The organism is Limibacillus halophilus, assembly GCF_014191775.1.
In the GTDB taxonomy this organism is placed as follows: Bacteria; Pseudomonadota; Alphaproteobacteria; order Kiloniellales; family CECT-8803; genus Limibacillus; species Limibacillus halophilus.
This window is the reverse complement of the sequence record NZ_JACHXA010000002.1, coordinates 521,890-539,380: the sequence shown is the minus strand read 5'-3', so window position 1 is coordinate 539,380 and position 17,491 is coordinate 521,890. Positions and strand designations below refer to the sequence as shown.

The following is a 17,491-nucleotide window of genomic DNA, read 5'->3' as shown; positions in this document are numbered from 1 at the left end:
AGGCACAAATGAACGACCTAAGGGCTCGCCGTTACCCCGAAGCTGCGTTGCAGAAGCGTGGTGCAATGACGCATCCGGCCTGTCGATGAATTGGAGGGATTAGAAATGAAATGTTGCGATCATCACAATGAAGGGTCTGCGCCTGATAGCGAGGAGATTCATGAAAGCCGCAGGAAGCTGTTGATGGGAGGTGGCGCCGCTGCCGCGGTCGCAGCCGGTGTCGGCCTTTCCGGCGGCATCGGAGTCGCCGAGGCGGCGGGTGAGGGGGCCTATGCCGACCCTGCCGAACCAGCGCTGCCGCAGACCGATGTCGACGTAAATCTGGCAAACACCGCTCTGGTCATCACCGACCCCCAAATCGATTTTTTGAGCCCGGATGGTGTGACCTGGGGCGTAGTGGGCGCCAGTGTTGAATCCAACGGTACGGTCGAGAACATCGGCAAGCTGTTGAAAGCCGCCAAGTCGGTTGGCATGACGGTGGCGATCTCGCCCCACTACTACTACCCCACCGATCATGGCTGGAAGTTCGGCGGTCCGCTTGAGAAATTGATGCATGCGATTGGCATGTTCGATCGCAAGGGTCCGCTGTCGACAGACGGCTTTGAAGGGTCGGGCGCAGACTTCATGCCGGAATACAAACCTTACATTGAAGACGGCAAGACCATCATCGCCTCGCCGCACAAGGTGTATGGTCCGGAAGCCAACGATCTTAGTTTGCAGCTTCGCAAGGCGGGAATCGATAAGGTGATCCTGGCGGGCATGTCGGCGAACCTTTGCGTTCAGGCGCACCTGCATGAACTGCTGGAACAAGGCTACGAGGTCGCGGTGGTACGTGACGCAACAGCCGCAGCCATGTTGCCGGAGGGTGACGGATATATGGCAGCACTCATAAACTTCCGCTACATCGCCAATGCGCTCTGGACGACCGAAGAAGCGACGAAGCGCATAACCGAAGCTGCTTGATAACGAGACGCCGTTCCAAGGGGAGTTCTTCTCAGGCGGCTTTCAAGGAAGTGGGCTGCTTTCGGGCGGTCCACTTTTTTTTGTAAAACAGGACGGGCGACGGCGTGCAGGCGCGAACCGGCTGCGCTATATTGCCCGCCATGGCCGATTCGATTTCAGCCGCTGCGGCGGCCACACCACCTTATTTTGCAAAGCTCAACCCCACCCAGCGGGAGGCGGTCGAGGCCCTGGACGGGCCCGTCCTGGTCCTGGCAGGGGCGGGTACCGGTAAGACGCGGGTGTTGACCACCCGTCTTGCGCATCTGCTCTACACCCGCCGTTGCCTGCCCGGGGAGCTTCTGGCCGTGACCTTCACCAACAAGGCGGCGCGGGAGATGAAAGACCGTGTCAGTTCCCTGCTGGGTGTTGATCATGTTGAGAGTTGGTGGTTGGGCACGTTCCACGCCTTGGCTGCGCGCATACTGCGCAAACATGCAGAGCGCCTTGGCCTCGCCTCGAACTTCACTATCATCGATACCGATGATCAGATCCGGCTGGTCAAGCAGCTTCTGAGAGCCGAGCAGATCGACGACAAGAAATGGCCCGCTCGGGCCGTGCTCTCGGCCATCGAGCGCTGGAAGGACAAGGGGCTGACGCCCGACCGCCTGAAGACAACCGACGGCGGCGAGATGGCGGCGGGCCGCGCCGTGGAAATCTTCCGCCAGTATCAGGAACGACTGATTACGTTGAACGCCTGCGATTTTGGCGACTTGTTGCTGCACTGTCTGACGTTGTTTCAGAAGCACCCGGACGTGCTGGAGGAATATCATCGCCGCTTCAAATACATTCTGGTCGATGAGTACCAGGACACCAACGTGGCGCAGTACCTTTGGTTGCGACTGCTTGCTCAGGCCAATCACAACATTTGTTGCGTGGGTGACGACGATCAGTCGATCTATGGCTGGCGTGGTGCGGAAGTCGGCAACATCCTGCGTTTCGAGCAAGATTTCACTGGCGCAAAACTGGTTCGTCTGGAACGCAACTATCGCTCGACCGGAAACATTCTGGGTGCGGCCAGCGGTCTGATAAAGCAGAACGCCGGACGTCTTGGGAAAACGCTCTGGACTGAAGGCGGCGAAGGCGAGAAAGTGCGGGTTCGCGGTCTTTGGGACGGCGAGGCGGAAGCCCGCTACGTGGGCGACGAAATCGAAGCCCTACAGCGCAAGGGGCATTCGCTCGACGAGATCGCCATCCTGGTGCGCACGACCGCGCAAACCCGCGAGTTTGAAGAGCGCTTCATCACCTTGGGACTGCCCTACCGTGTCGTCGGTGGCCCGCGTTTCTATGAGCGCGCGGAAATACGCGACGCGCTGGCTTACCTTCGGCTCTTGCAATCGCCGAGCGATGATCTGGCCTTTGAGCGCATCGTCAACAAACCTAAACGCGGGCTGGGCGACGCAACCATCCGGTTGCTGCATGGCTTGGCACGTCCCGCTGAGATTCCCCTGACCGAGGCTGCCCGGCGAATCGTTGAAACCGATGAGCTGCGGCCGCAGGCAAGGCGCTCCCTAGGCGGTCTCCTTGCCGATCTCGACCGCTGGACCGGTATGGTCGGCGATACGCCCCACCCGGAGTTGGCCGAGATTGTTCTCGACGAGTCCGGCTACACCGAGATGTGGCAACTGGATAAATCGGTTGATGCGCCGGGGCGGCTCGAGAACCTCAAGGAATTGGTCAACGCCATGGCCGAGTTCGACAGCTTGATGCAGTTCCTCGAGCACGTCAGTCTGGTAATGGAGAACACCCAGACCCTGGACCAAGAGCAAGTTACGCTTATGACCTTGCATGGCGCAAAAGGGCTGGAGTTCGATAGCGTCTTCCTGCCGGGCTGGGAGGAAGGGCTGTTTCCCAATCAGCGAGCCCTGGACGAAACGGGACTGCGCGGCTTGGAAGAGGAGCGGCGCCTGGCCTACGTGGGCCTGACCAGAGCGCGCAAGCGGGTGGTCATATCCTTCGTTGCGAACCGGCGTCTGCATGGCTCTTGGGCGGCGGCCCTACCTTCACGGTTCCTGGACGAGTTACCCAAGGACCACGTGGAGGTCGAGAGCGATGCCGGCCTCTATGGTAGCAGAGGCGGCGGCTACGGGGGCTTCTCGGGCTTCGCAGGCTTCTCCGACTGGGGGCAGGGGCGCACGACACCCGGTTATCGCCGGGCCCAGAGCCACGCGAGGGGTGCTGCGCCGAAGCGGTTTATCGACGGCGTAGCCGAAGAGGTCGGGCAGCTTTCCAAGCCCGGATTCAAGGTTGGTCAGCGCGTTTTCCACCAGAAATTCGGCTATGGTGTGGTGATCGAGCGGGAAGGCGACCGCCTTTCCATTTCCTTCGATAAGGCGGGCGACAAGAAGGTCATGGCCTCCTTCGTCGTCCCCGAAGATCAGGCGGGCTAATGACAAAATCGGACGATGGCGGCAACGGCTGGCGTGTGGACCTGGAATTTCCGGCCGACGGCTTGGCTGTGCTGGAAGAGGCATTGATGCCGTTAGGCGGCGCATTGGTGACGGGCGGCCCCGATGATAAAGGTGTGGTGCCGGTGGTGCTTTATCTAGGGGAAGAGCCGGATCGCGCGGCCTTGACGGCGGCGGTGTCATTGGCGGCGTTGGCCAGCGGTCTCGGTCAGAATGCGCCCGCTTACAAGGCAGAACCCCTGCCTCCGACCGATTGGGTGTCGGAGAGTCAGAAATCTTTGCCGCCGATTACCGCCGGACGGGTTTACATTCATGGTTCGCATGTAACGGAAACACCGCCCGAGGGTAGCATTTCGCTGTTGATCGATGCCAATCAGGCCTTTGGGACCGGTCGGCACGAGACCACGCGCGGCTGTCTGTTGGCCTTGCAGGACCTGCATGAACAGGGGGTCGTCTACGAGCGGGCGCTCGATATGGGCTGCGGTTCCGGCGTGTTGGCCATGGCCATGACGCGGCTTTGGTCCAGGCCGGTGCTGGCAGTAGACAACGATAGGGATTCCGTTCTGGTCGCCCAGGAAAACTTGCGCCTCAACGGCCTATCATCTGCAGTGCGGGCGGAGCTGTCTGATGGCTACAACAGCGACGTCGTGCGCGACTCGGCACCCTACGATTTGATCGTCGCCAATATTCTAGCCGGGCCGCTCTGCGAGATGGCCGATGATCTGGCGGCCAACCTGGCATCGGGCGGCTATGCTGTCTTGTCCGGGCTGCTCGATCACCAGGAACGCGAAGTCGGAGACCGCCACCTTGAGGTAGGGCTGGAGTTGGTGGCGCGCTACCCGCTGGATGAGTGGATGACGCTGGTCCTTCGCCGCCCGTTGTAAAGGTCCGGGGACCGACCAACCCTGAAACGCGAAAAGGACGGCTGCCCCTCAACGGAGCGCCGTCCCTTTCGTTCAGTGCAGGTCTGCCGGAAAGCGGGGTTTGCTTTACGCAGCTTTCTTCTGGCGGTTGCTGTTGGCAACCCGCTTGGCAGCGAATCCGTCGGCCTGATTCATGGCCTGAGCCGGCGTCAGGAAGGTCGGCTTGGAAACGCCACGCATCTCCTGATCGTAGGCAAAATCGGCAGCACTGATCGCAGCGCGACGGATCATGCCCGGAGCCAAGCCGATGTCGGCCAGCGTGCGTTCATCCAGACGCTCAAGCGCGATCATGGTGCGGCGGCGCTGGTAAGCGCGACGCAGACGCTCAGGAATGCCCTTGAACAACTTGTTGCCCAAGGAAGCGAAAAACGCCCGAAACAACTCGGACTGCTCACGGCGCGCCTTTGCCAGGATCGCGTCGTTGATTAGGGTTTTCTCGTAGTACATCTCAGTCACCTCAACTTGACACTATGCAAGCCTTTATTGCGAGCTTATCTCTAAGCGACGTTAGCTCCATGCCGACGTTGCCTTCATGGACTGGAAGATGGCGCTGGGACGCATGGCTGAGAAGTGGCCGTTTTGCACTGCAGCATTGCAGCCGCAGCATGACTAGAAACGCGGTAGAACTTACCGAAATAAAACGATTTTTAAGTTTCGGGTTTGGATTTGAAGGGTTGTGGAATGACTGCTGGTGAAGGAAGCCCCGCGTCTGATGCAGAGCTTGTCGAGCTGCTGAGACAGAACGGTATCGTGCTCGAACTGGACGATTTGGAGGCCTTGTTGGATGGCGTTCTGGCCGCACCGGAGGGCGAGGATTCCCTCGCCTGGACCGCGTTGGTGAGCGAAAATCCATCACCGGAGCTGGTTCGCGTCTTCCAGGATCTCAAGGCGCGGCGTCGATCCGCCGGTTCAAAGAAGCGGCCACCGATTGCCGAGCGGCTCGCCGGCGTGCGTGCGGCGATGGCCGAGCGCGAACTGGATGGCTTTTTTGTGCCGCGCGCAGACGAACATCAGGGCGAGTATGTGCCAAAGCGCGCCGACAGGCTGGCATGGTTGACCGGCTTCACCGGCTCCGCGGGCATTGCATTGGTTCTAGAGGAAGCAGCGGCGATCTTTTCTGATGGGCGCTATACCTTGCAGCTTGAGCAGCAAGTTGATGGCGCGCATTTTGAGCGTCTGCACGTCACAGAGCAGCCGCCTGCCGAATGGCTGCTGGAAAAACTGCCGAATGGCGGCCGCGTGGGCTACGACACCATGCTGCACACACCGACTCAGGTCGAGGCCCTGATTCAGGCTCTGGCGCCGGGCGGTATCGAACTGGTGCCGCTTGACGACAACCTGGTTGATCATGCCTGGAGCGCGCAGCCACCCGCACCCCTGTCGCCTGCGATCCCGCATCCTTTGGAGTTCGCGGGGCGCAGCAGCGAGGATAAGCGCGCCGCTTTGGCGGATGATCTCGCCAAGCGGGGAGCCGAGGCGGCGGTCTTGACCTTGCCTGATTCCATCGCCTGGCTTTTGAACCTGCGGGGCGCGGATGTCCCGCGCACACCCTTTTGCCTGTCCTTTGCGGTGCTGCATGCCGATGGGGCGCTCGACTGGTTCGTCGATAAACGCAAGGTGACGCCGGCTCTGGCGCGAACACTTGGGAATTCCGTGCGACTGCAAGACCCGGACGCTTTGGGTGCGGCGCTTGATGGCCTGGGTGCGCGCGGCGCCAAGGTTCTCGCCGACCCTGGTTCGGCGGGTATTTGGTTCTTCCGACGGTTGGCGGCGGCTGGCGCCAAGCTGCTTTATGCGCCCGACCCCTGCCAGCTTGCCAAGGCCTGCAAGAATCCGGTTGAGGTTGCCGGAACCAAGCGCACGCACGAACGCGACGCCGTGCCGCTGATCCGCTTCCTGGCCTGGCTGGATCGCGAGGCTTGCGCGCGGGCCGATAGCGGCAATCCGATCACCGAGATGGAGGCGGCGGACAAGCTCCATGGCTTGCGGCGCGAGACCGGGAAGCTGCGGGATCTCTCCTTTGATACCATTTCAAGCGTCGGTCCGAATGGTGCGCTGAACCACTACCGGGTAACGGAAGAGACCAACCGGCCGCTGACGCGCGGTGAATTCTATCTGGTGGATAGCGGCGGACAGTATTCCGATGGCACGACCGACGTCACCCGCACGCTGCCGATCGGCGAGGTCAGCGTGGAAATGGCCGAACGCTATACTCTGGTTCTGAAGGGGCATCTGGCGCTGGGTCGCCAGCGCTTCCCGAAGGGCACCACCGGCAGTCAGATCGATGCACTTGCGCGCCAGTATCTTTGGCAGGCGGGTCTCGACTTCGATCACGGCACGGGCCATGGCGTCGGCAGCTTCCTGTCGGTGCACGAGGGGCCGCAGCGTATCTCCAAGGTTCCCAACAGCATCGCCTTGCAGCCGGGCATGATCGTTTCCAACGAGCCGGGGTACTACAAGCCGGGCGCCTACGGCATCCGCATCGAGAACCTGGAGGTGGTGGAGGAGATCGATCTGCCGGGACGCGAGCGTCCTCTGCTGGGGTTCCATACCCTGACGCTTGCGCCCTACGACCGGCGTGTCATCCGCCTCGATCTTCTGACTGGAGAGGAGCAGGCGCAGATCGACGCTTATCACGCCCGCGTCTTTGCCACCGTGGGCCAGCACCTGGACGAAGCCGACCGCACCTGGTTGGCGGCAGCTACGCAACCGCTGGCTTGATCCAGAAGGTGGCCCAGCGTACATAGAACCCAGCCAGATGGCCGGATGGCTGCCTTTGGCGTTTCGGGCGCAAGCCCGGGGCGCCGGGGGAGGAAAGTCCGGGCTCCACGGAAACACGGTGCCGGGTAACGCCCGGCGGGGGCGACCCTAGGGAAAGTGCCACAGAAAGCAAACCGCCACCCGGAACGTGCCGCAAGGGACGCCGGAGGTAAGGGTGAAAGGGTGCGGTAAGAGCGCACCGCGCGACCGGCAACGGAAGCGGCAGGGCAAACCCCACCGGGAGCAAGACCAAGTAGGGACGGCAGGGCTCCTTGAGGGTTCAGGCGGGTTTTCGCGCCGCCGTCCGGGTCGGTCGCGCGAGGCGTCCGGTAACGGGCGTCCCAGATGAATGGCCATCTCGGGAGGCTTCGGCCTTTCGGACAGAACCCGGCTTACAGGCCATCTGGCTCTTTATTTTTCTACAAGTCCCACGGGGCGGGAAGGGTGACGCACATGTCCCAAGAACCAAACAGCGAGACGACGCCCCTGATGATCCGTCCGGCCCGCGAAGCCGACCTGCCCAGCGTTGTCGCGCTCCTGGCCGCCGACAATCTGGGCGCCGGTCGTGAAGTCCCGCCGGGACCAAACGGCAAGGCGCTAGATCCAGCCTATGGAAAAGCCTTCGCCGCGATGTCCATGCAAGGCGGCAATGAGCTTTTGGTGGCCGAGATCGACGGTGCGGTTGTAGGCTGTTTGCAGTTTACGGTCATTCACGGTGTCAGCAGACGCGGCATGTCCCGCGCGCAGATCGAAGGCGTGCGCGTCGCCTCTTCCCAACGTGGCCAGCAGGCCGGTCAACGTTTGATGGCCTTCGCCATTGAGCGTGCGCGATCTTTAGGGTGTGGCCTCGTACAGCTCACCACCGATCAGACGCGCCCGGACGCCCACCGCTTTTATGAACGCCTCGGTTTCAAGGCCAGTCATATCGGCATGAAACTGCCGCTGGACTAGGGCTTGGAATACTAGGCCGCTATGACTGGGCTACTATGCGCCACGGCAAACCGACGTCGAATTATGTCGTTAATTTGACGTGTCGAATCTACAACCTTTAAATTTTTCTGAATGTAGTCCAGCGGGAACGAATCCAGGAGGTTGAGGAAAGCAGCATTCACGAAGGACGAGGGAACGTCATCTACGCCATCAAAAGATAAGGTAACGGATTGGTCGCGCAAAAAAGCGGCGCGAATCAAGGTAAAAATCACTGTGCCGTCTTTTGACGTATAGCACTGAGGTACGTGATCTAAAGCTCTGATTACCATTCCAAATCCTCCCTATCGTCTGGCACCTGTTCTATGGTGTCGGTCCGAAAGCTGATGTTCAACAGTGTGCCAGGATAGAAGTTGGCCTTCACCCAAGAGCGCTCACCAATGCCGTTGGGGCGGCGATAAAAATGGGCCACGCCATGACCGGAATATATGATAACTTTCCCATTATTTCTAGATACCACGTAATCAATCAGCAGCTTGAGCCCCGCGCCGCGGTTGTTGACGAGGCTTTTTGTCGTGATTCCTTCTTGTGTCGCTAGAAGAATTGCTTTGCCATCATTATGGAACGCGTATTTCTGCGAAAGGCTTGCGGGTATACCAACCCCGAAGTCCGAAATCGTGACTTCGACACGATCCACATTCGGGTAATGTTGTACGTGTATACACCCGATGTCCTTCGTCGAATGATCATCGATGTTGTTAAAAATCTCTTTTAAGCAGGCGTTGATACTGGCAAGGGACGCCTGAGTCATGTTTAGAAGGTTTGCCAGCCAAGGCTTGAAAGTCAATTCAAGCCACTGAAAACTCTCGGCGTGCAATACTTGGCGAGCTGGGAGCGTTGTCTTGCGCACTTTGGCGACGCCCAAAAGCGGCCGACCCAGATAGAGTTCGAAGAATCCACAATCATCGAGATAGCGAACGCTCTCATTTGAGTGTGAGAAATTGCAGAACTCGATGCTGGCATTGTACAACCGGAGCCACTCAATAATGTTGGTTAAGGCTGTTAAGCCACCTCCATCAATAAATTCAAGATACTGGAAATCAAAGATAAAATTCTTAGTTTTGGGTTTCTCCTCAGGGCCGATTAGCTTAGCCAGGAAGCTATGGACTGTTGTGAGATTGAACCGCCTTGGGATCGCTACAATGATCTTTGTCATGCCTCTATTGGTAGCAATGTGTGGAGAGAATATCTATCGATTAATCAGCGTGTTTAAACCTTAAAAACAGATTTAACCGGTCCACCCAACTCTACTCTTCCAGCCCTCTTTCAAATAGAACAAAAGAAGAACTTAGATTCACGCTGCGTGACAGCGCCTTGTTTTCCCGTGGTTTTGTCGTTGCGGGAACACAACCGGAACAAAAACTCGCCACATTCCGCTGCTTGATTGCTTGCTGCAGCAATTAATGACGATTTTAGGCTTATTCGATGCATTGCGAGGGTCGAGTAAAGCCTTGTGAGACTACGCTTTTTACTGCGCTTTTCATTGACGCCCATGAATTCCCATGATATCCCATTTATTCCCATAAGCGAGTGTGCGGCAGTGCGTTTGTCCATACCGCTCGTGGGACAACAGGGCGCCGGGGGAAAAGCGCCAGGGGAATAACACCCGAATAAATCGCCAGGTAGTCCCTGGCTAAGGCGTTGAACTGGGCAACGAACGGGAGCAACAGGTGGCCACCTTTCTAGGCACCTACGAGAACCGGTTAGATAGCAAGGGTCGGATTTCCGTGCCCGCGCTGTTCCGTGCCCAGCTTCCCGAGCCCCACAATCAAACGGTCATTCTGTTTCCGTCCTACCGCGCTGCGGCCATCGAGGGCTGCGCGATGGACTTCATCGAACAACTGGGTGAGAGCATCAGCGAGATCGACCTCTTCTCGGATGATCAGGACGATCTGGCGACCTCGCTCTTTTCAGATTCACAGCCGTTGGGCATGGACAAGGAAGGGCGCATCGTGTTGCCCGCCGAGTTGATGGCCCATGCGGGCATCACCGATCGGGGCTGTTTCGTGGGCAAGGGTCCGCTGTTCCAGATCTGGCAGCCCGATGCCCTGGCAGCACACAAGGCAGAGGCTCGTCAGCGCGCCCGCACCAAGGGCCTGACCTTGCCGATCCGGCCGCGTCGGGACGGGGGGGCGTGATGACGAACCTGACCCAAGACCGCCACGCTCCGGTCATGCTTCGAGAAGTCCTTGAGACGTTGGTTCCGCATGACGGCGGACGTTATCTCGACGGCACTTTCGGCGCCGGCGGCTATACCCGGGGTATCCTGGAGGCGGCAAATTGCCGCGTCTGGGCCATCGACCGCGATCCGACCGCCCTGGCGGCGGGGGCTGCCTTGGTAAAGGCTTTCGACGGACGTTTGACCCTCTTGGCCGGTTGCTTTGGCGAAATGGACCGTCTGCTGCACGCCGACGGCGTCGAGGCGGTCGAGGGCGTGGCGCTGGACATCGGCGTCTCCTCCATGCAGATCGACGAAGCCGAGCGCGGCTTCTCCTTCCGCCATGACGGCCCACTGGACATGCGCATGGGCGGCGAGGGGGCGACGGCGGCCGACGTGGTGAACGATCAGGAAGAGGCCGCGCTGGCCGATATCATCTACCGTTACGGAGAGGAGCGGCAGTCGCGCCGCATCGCCCGCGCCATCGTGGCGGCTCGCCAGGAAGCGCCGATCACCCGCACGCTGCAGCTTGCCGAAGTGGTGCGTGGCGCAATTCGCGGCGGCGGCGCGCAGGCCATCGACCCGGCGACCCGCACCTTCCAGGCGCTGCGCATTTATGTGAATGACGAGCTCGGTGAGTTGGAGCGGGGTCTTGCCGCAGCCGAATCCTTACTGGCGCCGAACGGCCGCCTGGTGGTGGTTTCTTTCCATTCGCTGGAAGACCGCATTGTCAAAAGTTTCCTGCGCGCCCGCAGTGGCGGCGAAGGGGGCTCGCGTCATCTTCCACAAGTCCAATCACGTGAGGCCGCGACCCTGGAGTTGCTGTTCAAGGGTGCGCTCAAGCCAAGCGACGAAGAAATCCGGATCAATCCTCGAGCCCGCTCCGCCCGCTTGCGCGCCGCGCGCAAGCGGGAAGGCTCGTTCATTGAGGGAGGCCGCGCATGATCCGCTGGTCCGCATTCCTCTGGAGCGTCGTGGGGATCGTCATGGCGATCGTCGTGTTCCAGGTCAAATACAAGGTACAGGAGCTTGAAGGTGAGCTTGCCGCCGCGAACGCTCGAATCCTGCACGAGCAGGAAACGATCCAGGTGTTGCGCGCGGAGTGGAGCTACCTGAACCGTCCGGCCCGTATCTCCGAACTGGCTCAGCGTTACCTTGAAGTCGGGTCCGATGGCCAGCCGGTGACCTTCGCCACCGCTCAATTGGATGAATTGCCGCTTCGGCTGGAAGGCGTTGTGCTTCGCGCCGCCGATGCCGGACCGCTTCTCCCGCAACCGAAACCTACTTTGTCTGGACCTATCTTCGTAGCTGCGCCCTCTCAAGCTTCTCCTGATGGGATTGCGCCAAGCGGGGTCGGACCTGCGTTCTCCTCTCCAGCGCAGGCCGACCTCCATGTTCATAAAGATCAAGCGACGACTTATGCGGCGACGCACGTACCAACCATAGGGGCGACCCTCGCCAGCTTCGGAGGGACGCAATGATCCCTCGCTTGTTCCGACGGAGCGCCAGCATCACAGTTTCTCCCTGCCCGCCGCTCGGTCTCGACATGCAGACCGGGCGGCAGCCAAATGTGGTGCTCGGTAGTCGGCGCAAGCAAAGCATCGACGTGGGCCGCACGCGTTTAATCGTGGCCGCCTCCATTTTCGCTTTCGCCTTTGTTATCGTCTCCGTCCGTTTGGTCGAACTGGCGGTCTTCAAGCCAGGTCAAGAGCCGCATGTGGCTTCAACCAGTGATGCGGAACGCCTGGAAACCGGGCGCGCCGACATCGTCGATCGGAACGGCATCGTTCTTGCGACTACATTGCCTGCCGCATCGCTTTATGCAAACGCCCGGCAGATCGACAATCCCAAGCGCGTGGCGGCGCAACTCTCCGCCGTGCTGGTGGATGTCAGCGAGCCGCGGTTAGAGCGTTTGCTGTCCAGCGACCGTGCCTTTGTTTATCTGAAACGTGACCTGTCTCCGCGTGAACAGTTTGAAGTCAATGCGCTGGGCGTGCCCGGCTTGTACTTCCAGAAAGAGAACAAGCGGGTTTATCCGCAAGGGGCCCTGACCGCGCAGATCGTCGGCTTTACCGACATCGACAATCGAGGTTTAGCGGGCATGGAACAGGCCTTCGACGAGGTATTGCGCGGCCGTACTGAACCCCTGCCGCTTTCCGTCGATCTCCGGGTCCAGCATGTGCTGGCCGAAGAGCTGGGCATTGCCATGAATGAGTTCAGCGCCATTGGCGCTGCCGGCGTGGTGCTGGATGTCGAAACTGGTGAAGTGGTGGCCATGGCCTCCCTGCCGACCTTCGAGCCCAGCGAGGTCGGAACCGCCAGCAACGATGCGCGTTTCAACCGGGCGACGCTGGGCACCTACGAGATGGGGTCGGTCTTCAAGGTCTTCACCGCCGCCATGGCGTTGGACAGCGGTCGCGTCTCCATCACTGACAGCTTCGATGTTTCCAAGCCTATCCGCATCGCGCGCTTCACCATCAACGATTACAAGCCCAAGGGGCGGGCGCTGAGCGTGCCGGAAATCCTGATTTATTCCAGCAACATCGGCACGGTGCACATGGTCGAGCAGATCGGCTCCGAGATGCAGCAACAGTATCTGGGAGCGCTTGGTCTGCTGGAGCCGATTTCCATTGAGTTGCCCGAGGTCGGGTCACCCCTGGTGCCGCTGCCGTGGCGCGAAATCAACATGATGACCGTGTCGTACGGGCATGGTCTTTCCGTATCGCCGCTGCAGCTCGCCGGTGCCATGGCGACGGTGGTCAACGGCGGAATCCAAAAGCCGATGACCTTGCTACGCCGTCCGCCCAACAAGCCGGTCGGTGGCGAGCGGGTTCTGAAGGCCGAGACCTCTGAGAAAGTCCGCTGGCTAATGCGCCAGGTAGTCGTTGAGGGAACCGGCAAGTTTGCCAATGCGAAGGGCTACAGGGTCGGCGGCAAGACAGGCACATCCGACAAGCTGCGCGGAGGGCGCTATTCGGACAACGCACGCATAGCCTCCTTCGTCGGCGCCTTCCCGATGGACAACCCGCGCTATGTCGTTTTCGCCATGGTCGATGAGCCCAAGGGCCTCAAGCGGACCTATGGCTACGCCACAGGCGGCTGGGTCGCAGCACCCGTCGTCGGCAACGTCGTCGAGCGGATCGCGCCGCTGCTGGGGGTCGCGCGTCGTGATCTGGAACTGCCGGCGCCGAGGGAACTCGGACCGCTCCTGGAGGCGAAGGCGGATGCCGGGCAGACAACTCACTGAATTATTGACTGGGCTGGAAGAAGTTAAGGTGCAAACCGCGATGGAGCAGAAAGAGATGATGATCGGAGGATTGACGGCAGATAGCCGGGAAGTCCGTCCGGGCGATCTCTTTGCGGCTCTACCGGGAGCCCGTGTGGACGGACGTGACTTCATCGATCAGGCCGTGGGCCGAGGCGCCGATGTGGTGCTGGCCCCGGTGGGCACCAGTCTGAAAGATTACGGAAGGCCTGTTTCGCTGGTGACGTCCGACGAGCCGCGTCGCACGTTGGCGCAGATGGCCGCTCGTTTCCATGGCCGCCAGCCGCGCACCATTGCCGCGGTAACCGGTACCAGCGGCAAGACATCGGTTGCCGATTTCCTGCGCCAAATCTGGACTTTGGCGGACCGCAAGGCGGCCAGCCTTGGCACGCTCGGGTTGATCCCGGCCACGGCCGCCAGCAAGGCTCCGCCATACCTGACGACGCCCGATCCGGTCGCTCTTCATGCCTGCCTGAAGGAGGTCGCAGAAGCCGGATACGAGCATTTGGCCTTGGAGGCCTCCAGTCATGGTCTTGACCAGTATCGGCTGGATGGGCTCACGTTCAGCGCGGCTGCTTTCACCAACCTTTCCCAGGATCACCTGGATTACCACCCGGACATGGAAAGCTACCTCAACGCCAAGGCACGCCTGTTTGGGGATCTGTTGCCGACGGGCGCAACAGCCGTTCTGAATGCTGATGCGCCGGAGTTCGACAGGCTTGCGGCGCTTTGTGAAAGGCGGGGCATAGAGGTTCTGTCTTATGGCTTGGCCGGGGATGACCTGCGCATCGTCGAAGCCCGCGCTTTGCCCGACGGAATCGCGCTTTCGCTGCGGGTGAAGGGCCAGGACTGGCAGGGCAAGCTTGATCTGATAGGGACTTTCCAGGGGCACAATGTCCTTGCCGCCCTCGGCTTGGCATTGGCTACAGGGCTGGAACCTTCGGTCGCCCTTGAGGCCTTGCCGAAACTAGTTGGCGTTCCCGGACGGCTGCAGCGGGTCGCCCAGACCGTTAGTGGCGCGCAGGTCTTCGTCGACTATGCCCACAAACCCGGCGCGCTGGAAGCCGCGCTCACGGCCTTGCGCCCCCATGCGGAAGGTCGTCTGATCGTGGTATTCGGCGCAGGTGGTGACCGCGACCGTGGCAAGCGTCCCCTGATGGGAGAGATTGCGACGCGTTTGGCCGATGTCGTGCTGGTGACCGACGACAATCCACGCAGTGAGGACCCCGTTGCCATCCGCGCCGAGATTCTGGCTGCAGCGCCGGGAGCGCGGGAAGTCAGCGACCGCGGCGGCGCCATCGCGGCGGCCTTGGCTGAAGCCGATCCGGGCGATCTGGTTCTGATCGCAGGCAAGGGACATGAAACCGGGCAGATCGTCGGCGACAAGGTGTTGCCGTTCGACGATAGCGAAATAGCGCGACGTCTTGCGCGGGGAGGGCAGGTATGACCCAGACCCCGCTATGGACACGCGACGAGGTGCTGGACGCTGTCGGCGGATTGGCCAAAGGGGCGGATTGGACCGCAGGCGGTGTTGCGATCGACAGCCGTAACCTGCAACCGGGAGACCTCTTCGTCGCACTCCAGGGGCCCAATCACGATGCGCATGATTTCGTAGCCGCCGCTCTAGCTAAGGGGGCGACGGCGGCGCTGGTGCATCGGATGCCGGAAGACGTACCGGAAGGCGCGCCTTTGATCCTGGTCGAGGACACTCTCAAAGCCTTGACGGCTCTGGGTCGGGCTGCGCGCAAACGTTCATCGGCCCGAATCGTGGCGGTGACCGGCAGCGCCGGGAAAACTGGAACGAAGGAAGCTCTGCGCTTGGTACTCTCGCCTTTCGGCAAGGTGAGCGCCAGCGTATCCAGCTTCAATAATCACTGGGGCGTCCCGTTGTCGCTCGCACGCATGCCGCGTGACGCTGAATTCGGTGTGTTCGAATTGGGCATGAACCATCCGGGTGAGATTCGCGATCTGGTGGATCTGGTGCAGCCGGAAGTGGCGGTTATCACGACCATCGCCCGCGCTCATCTCGCTTTCTTCAAGACAGGCGCCGCAATCGCCGAGGCCAAGGCCGAAATCTTTGAGGGGGTGCAGCCCGGAGGCGCCGCTATTCTGAATGCCTCCAGCGAGTACTACGGTCTATTGCGGGCCCGCGCCGAAGCGTGCGGCGTAACTCGGTTTCAGACCTTCGGCAAGTCGGCCGAAGCCCAGCTTCGTCTTGTAAACGCAGAGCTTTATGCCCGTTGCAGCGCAGTTTCCGCGTTGATCGGCGGCAAGCCCTTTGACTATAGCCTGGCGGTACCCGGTGAACATTGGGTCATGAACTCGCTTGCGGTCTTGGCGGTGGTGCGGGCGTTGGGTCTGGACCTGACGACGGCAGCCGCACAATTCACGCGCCTGAAGGTTCTGAAGGGCCGCGGCTCCAGCGAGTTGGTCTCCATGCCCGAAGGCGCATTCGAGTTGATCGACGACAGCTACAACGCCAATCCGGAATCCATGCGCGCGGCGCTCTCGGTCCTGGGGCGCTCCAAGCCGCGTGAGGGAAGCCGCCGGATCGCGATCCTAGGCGACATGCTGGAGTTGGGGTCGGAAAGCCGCAGCCTGCATGCCGGCCTGGCCAAGCCGCTTTTGGAAGCAGATGTCGATCTGCTCTTTGCCTGCGGTGCGGACATGACGGCGTTGTTCGAGGCGCTGCCCGCTGACCGTCGCGGCGCCCATGCGCGTGATTCAGTAGCCCTGCTCCCCATCGTTCAGGCCGCGGTCAAGCCCGGCGACGTAGTGATGGTCAAGGGCTCTCTCGGCAGCCGCATGGCGGTAATCGTCGAGGGTTTAAGGACCCTCGACCGGAAACACTCCGATAACCAGCCGCTTCGCGCGGCCAACGGACGTTAGGAGGAGACCTCATGCTTTACAATCTCCTGACCCCGCTGGCTGAGGACTTCATCTTCTTCAACCTCTTCCGCTATCTGACATTCCGTGGCGGCGGCGCCGTTATCACTGCGCTGATCCTGTCCTTCGTGCTTGGGCCCTGGGTAATCAACTGGCTGAAGGCCAAGCAGAAGGAAGGCCAGCCAATTCGTGAGGATGGGCCGGAGACACACCTGCTGACCAAAAAGGGGACGCCGACCATGGGCGGTGTTCTCATCTTGCTCGCGGTCGCCATCTCCACCTTGTTGTGGGCTGACCTCTCGAACCAGTACGTTTGGATCGTGCTGCTGGTGACAGGCGGTTACGGTGCGATCGGCTTCGTCGACGATTACAAGAAACTGACCAGCCGGTCTCACAAAGGTTTGCCCGGAAAGCTCCGGTTGGTTCTGGAAATCGGTATCGCCGTCGCCGCTGCTTACTGGATCACGGTCATCAGTCCCGAGCATCTGCAGTTCCGTTTCGCCTTGCCGTTCTTCAAGGATGCGCTGCTCAATCTGAGTTGGCTGTTCCTGGCGGTCGCCGCCGTTGTCATGGTGGGTTCGGCCAATGCGGTGAACCTGACGGACGGGCTGGACGGGTTGGCTATCGTTCCCGTGATGATCGCCACCGGCGTCTTCGCCCTGATCGCCTACCTCGTCGGCAATGCGGTCTTTGCGAACTATCTGGGGCTGCACGGTGTGCCGGGGTCGGGTGAACTGGCGGTTTTCTGCGCCGCGCTGGTTGGCGCCAGTCTCGGGTTCCTCTGGTTCAATGCACCGCCGGCCATGGTCTTCATGGGCGATACCGGCTCGCTGTCCTGCGGCGCGGCGCTGGGCACCATAGCGGTGATCACGCGGCACGAACTGGTCCTCGCCATCGTCGGTGGGCTCTTCGTTTTGGAAACGGTATCGGTGATCGTGCAGGTCGCATCCTTCAAGATGACCGGTAAACGCGTATTCCGTATGGCGCCACTGCATCATCACTTCGAGAAGAAGGGGTGGGCGGAGCCGACCATCGTTATCCGCTTCTGGATCATCGCATCCATCCTGGCCCTGATCGGCCTTTCAACCTTGAAGATTAGGTGAGG

At 60.7% G+C, this 17,491-nt stretch carries 15 protein-coding genes and 1 other RNA gene; 13 read left to right on the top strand and 3 right to left on the bottom strand.

Annotated elements, in window-relative coordinates; all coding sequences use genetic code 11:
• Nucleotides 1–105: 105 nt before the first annotated feature.
• The 3 genes from FHR98_RS05665 to FHR98_RS05655 all read left to right on the top strand — a co-directional run bounded on the left by FHR98_RS05665 (nt 106) and on the right by FHR98_RS05655 (nt 4,291).
• Nucleotides 106–963 carry a cysteine hydrolase family protein gene (locus FHR98_RS05665; RefSeq protein WP_246377469.1) on the top strand — a complete coding sequence of 286 codons (858 nt, stop codon included), beginning with the start codon at nt 106–108 and terminating at the stop codon, nt 961–963.
• Between the two features lie 140 nt (nt 964–1,103).
• Nucleotides 1,104–3,389, top strand: coding sequence for an ATP-dependent helicase (locus FHR98_RS05660; protein WP_183415718.1), 2,286 nt, complete (start codon nt 1,104–1,106; stop codon nt 3,387–3,389).
• Nucleotides 3,389–4,291: a 50S ribosomal protein L11 methyltransferase gene (locus FHR98_RS05655; RefSeq protein ID WP_183415655.1), complete on the top strand. Its 903-nt coding sequence runs from the start codon at nt 3,389–3,391 to the stop codon at nt 4,289–4,291. The genes FHR98_RS05660 and FHR98_RS05655 overlap by 1 nt, the downstream gene beginning before the upstream one ends.
• A 105-nt stretch (nt 4,292–4,396) precedes the next feature.
• Here the strand turns inward: FHR98_RS05655 and FHR98_RS05650 are convergent, their stop codons facing one another.
• Nucleotides 4,397–4,777, bottom strand: a complete 381-nt coding sequence (locus FHR98_RS05650) for a DUF1127 domain-containing protein (protein ID WP_183415654.1) — start codon at nt 4,775–4,777, stop codon at nt 4,397–4,399.
• Nucleotides 4,778–5,011: 234 nt separating this feature from the next.
• Here FHR98_RS05650 and FHR98_RS05645 point away from each other — a divergent pair, with 234 nt between their 5' ends.
• The 3 genes from FHR98_RS05645 (at nt 5,012) to FHR98_RS05635 (ending at nt 8,041) form a co-directional block, all read left to right on the top strand.
• On the top strand, nt 5,012–7,051 hold the full coding sequence (locus tag FHR98_RS05645) for an aminopeptidase P family protein (protein ID WP_183415653.1): 2,040 nt from the start codon (nt 5,012–5,014) through the stop codon (nt 7,049–7,051).
• Nucleotides 7,052–7,084: 33 nt separating this feature from the next.
• An RNA gene (gene rnpB / locus FHR98_RS05640) (RNase P RNA component class A) lies at nt 7,085–7,501 on the top strand.
• Between the two features lie 42 nt (nt 7,502–7,543).
• Entirely contained in the window at nt 7,544–8,041 is a 498-nt protein-coding gene (locus FHR98_RS05635; RefSeq protein WP_183415652.1) for a GNAT family N-acetyltransferase, read from the top strand.
• A gap of 11 nt (nt 8,042–8,052) precedes the next feature.
• On the opposite strand, the gene FHR98_RS05630 is transcribed toward FHR98_RS05635, so the two are convergent.
• A complete protein-coding gene (locus FHR98_RS05630) occupies nt 8,053–8,349 on the bottom strand; it encodes an STAS-like domain-containing protein (protein WP_183415651.1) in 297 nt (98 codons plus the stop codon).
• Nucleotides 8,343–9,233, bottom strand: a complete 891-nt coding sequence (locus FHR98_RS05625; protein ID WP_183415650.1) for an STAS domain-containing protein — start codon at nt 9,231–9,233, stop codon at nt 8,343–8,345. Before FHR98_RS05625 ends, FHR98_RS05630 begins: the two co-directional genes overlap by 7 nt.
• A gap of 514 nt (nt 9,234–9,747) precedes the next feature.
• Between FHR98_RS05625 and mraZ the strand changes: the two genes are divergently transcribed.
• Genes mraZ through mraY form a run of 7 tightly spaced genes read left to right on the top strand, consistent with a single transcriptional unit; the run spans nt 9,748 to nt 17,489 of the window.
• A complete protein-coding gene (mraZ, locus tag FHR98_RS05620) occupies nt 9,748–10,215 on the top strand; it encodes a division/cell wall cluster transcriptional repressor MraZ (protein ID WP_183415649.1) in 468 nt (155 codons plus the stop codon).
• Nucleotides 10,215–11,180 (top strand): 16S rRNA (cytosine(1402)-N(4))-methyltransferase RsmH, encoded by a 966-nt coding sequence (gene rsmH, locus FHR98_RS05615; RefSeq protein ID WP_183415648.1) that lies wholly within the window; start codon nt 10,215–10,217, stop codon nt 11,178–11,180. The genes mraZ and rsmH overlap by 1 nt, the downstream gene beginning before the upstream one ends.
• The gene (gene ftsL, locus FHR98_RS05610) at nt 11,177–11,716 is read left to right on the top strand and encodes a cell division protein FtsL (protein ID WP_183415647.1); all 540 of its coding nucleotides are present in this window, start codon (nt 11,177–11,179) and stop codon (nt 11,714–11,716) included. The genes rsmH and ftsL overlap by 4 nt, the downstream gene beginning before the upstream one ends.
• Nucleotides 11,713–13,482 (top strand): peptidoglycan D,D-transpeptidase FtsI family protein, encoded by a 1,770-nt coding sequence (locus tag FHR98_RS05605; RefSeq protein WP_221205734.1) that lies wholly within the window; start codon nt 11,713–11,715, stop codon nt 13,480–13,482. Before ftsL ends, FHR98_RS05605 begins: the two co-directional genes overlap by 4 nt.
• Nucleotides 13,460–14,947 (top strand): UDP-N-acetylmuramoyl-L-alanyl-D-glutamate--2,6-diaminopimelate ligase, encoded by a 1,488-nt coding sequence (locus tag FHR98_RS05600; RefSeq protein ID WP_183415646.1) that lies wholly within the window; start codon nt 13,460–13,462, stop codon nt 14,945–14,947. Before FHR98_RS05605 ends, FHR98_RS05600 begins: the two co-directional genes overlap by 23 nt.
• Nucleotides 14,944–16,389: a UDP-N-acetylmuramoylalanyl-D-glutamyl-2,6-diaminopimelate--D-alanyl-D-alanine ligase gene (locus tag FHR98_RS05595; protein ID WP_183415645.1), complete on the top strand. Its 1,446-nt coding sequence runs from the start codon at nt 14,944–14,946 to the stop codon at nt 16,387–16,389. The genes FHR98_RS05600 and FHR98_RS05595 overlap by 4 nt, the downstream gene beginning before the upstream one ends.
• Nucleotides 16,390–16,400: 11 nt before the next feature.
• Nucleotides 16,401–17,489 (top strand): phospho-N-acetylmuramoyl-pentapeptide-transferase, encoded by a 1,089-nt coding sequence (mraY, locus tag FHR98_RS05590; RefSeq protein ID WP_183415644.1) that lies wholly within the window; start codon nt 16,401–16,403, stop codon nt 17,487–17,489.
• The last annotated feature ends 2 nt before the right edge of the window (nt 17,490–17,491 follow it).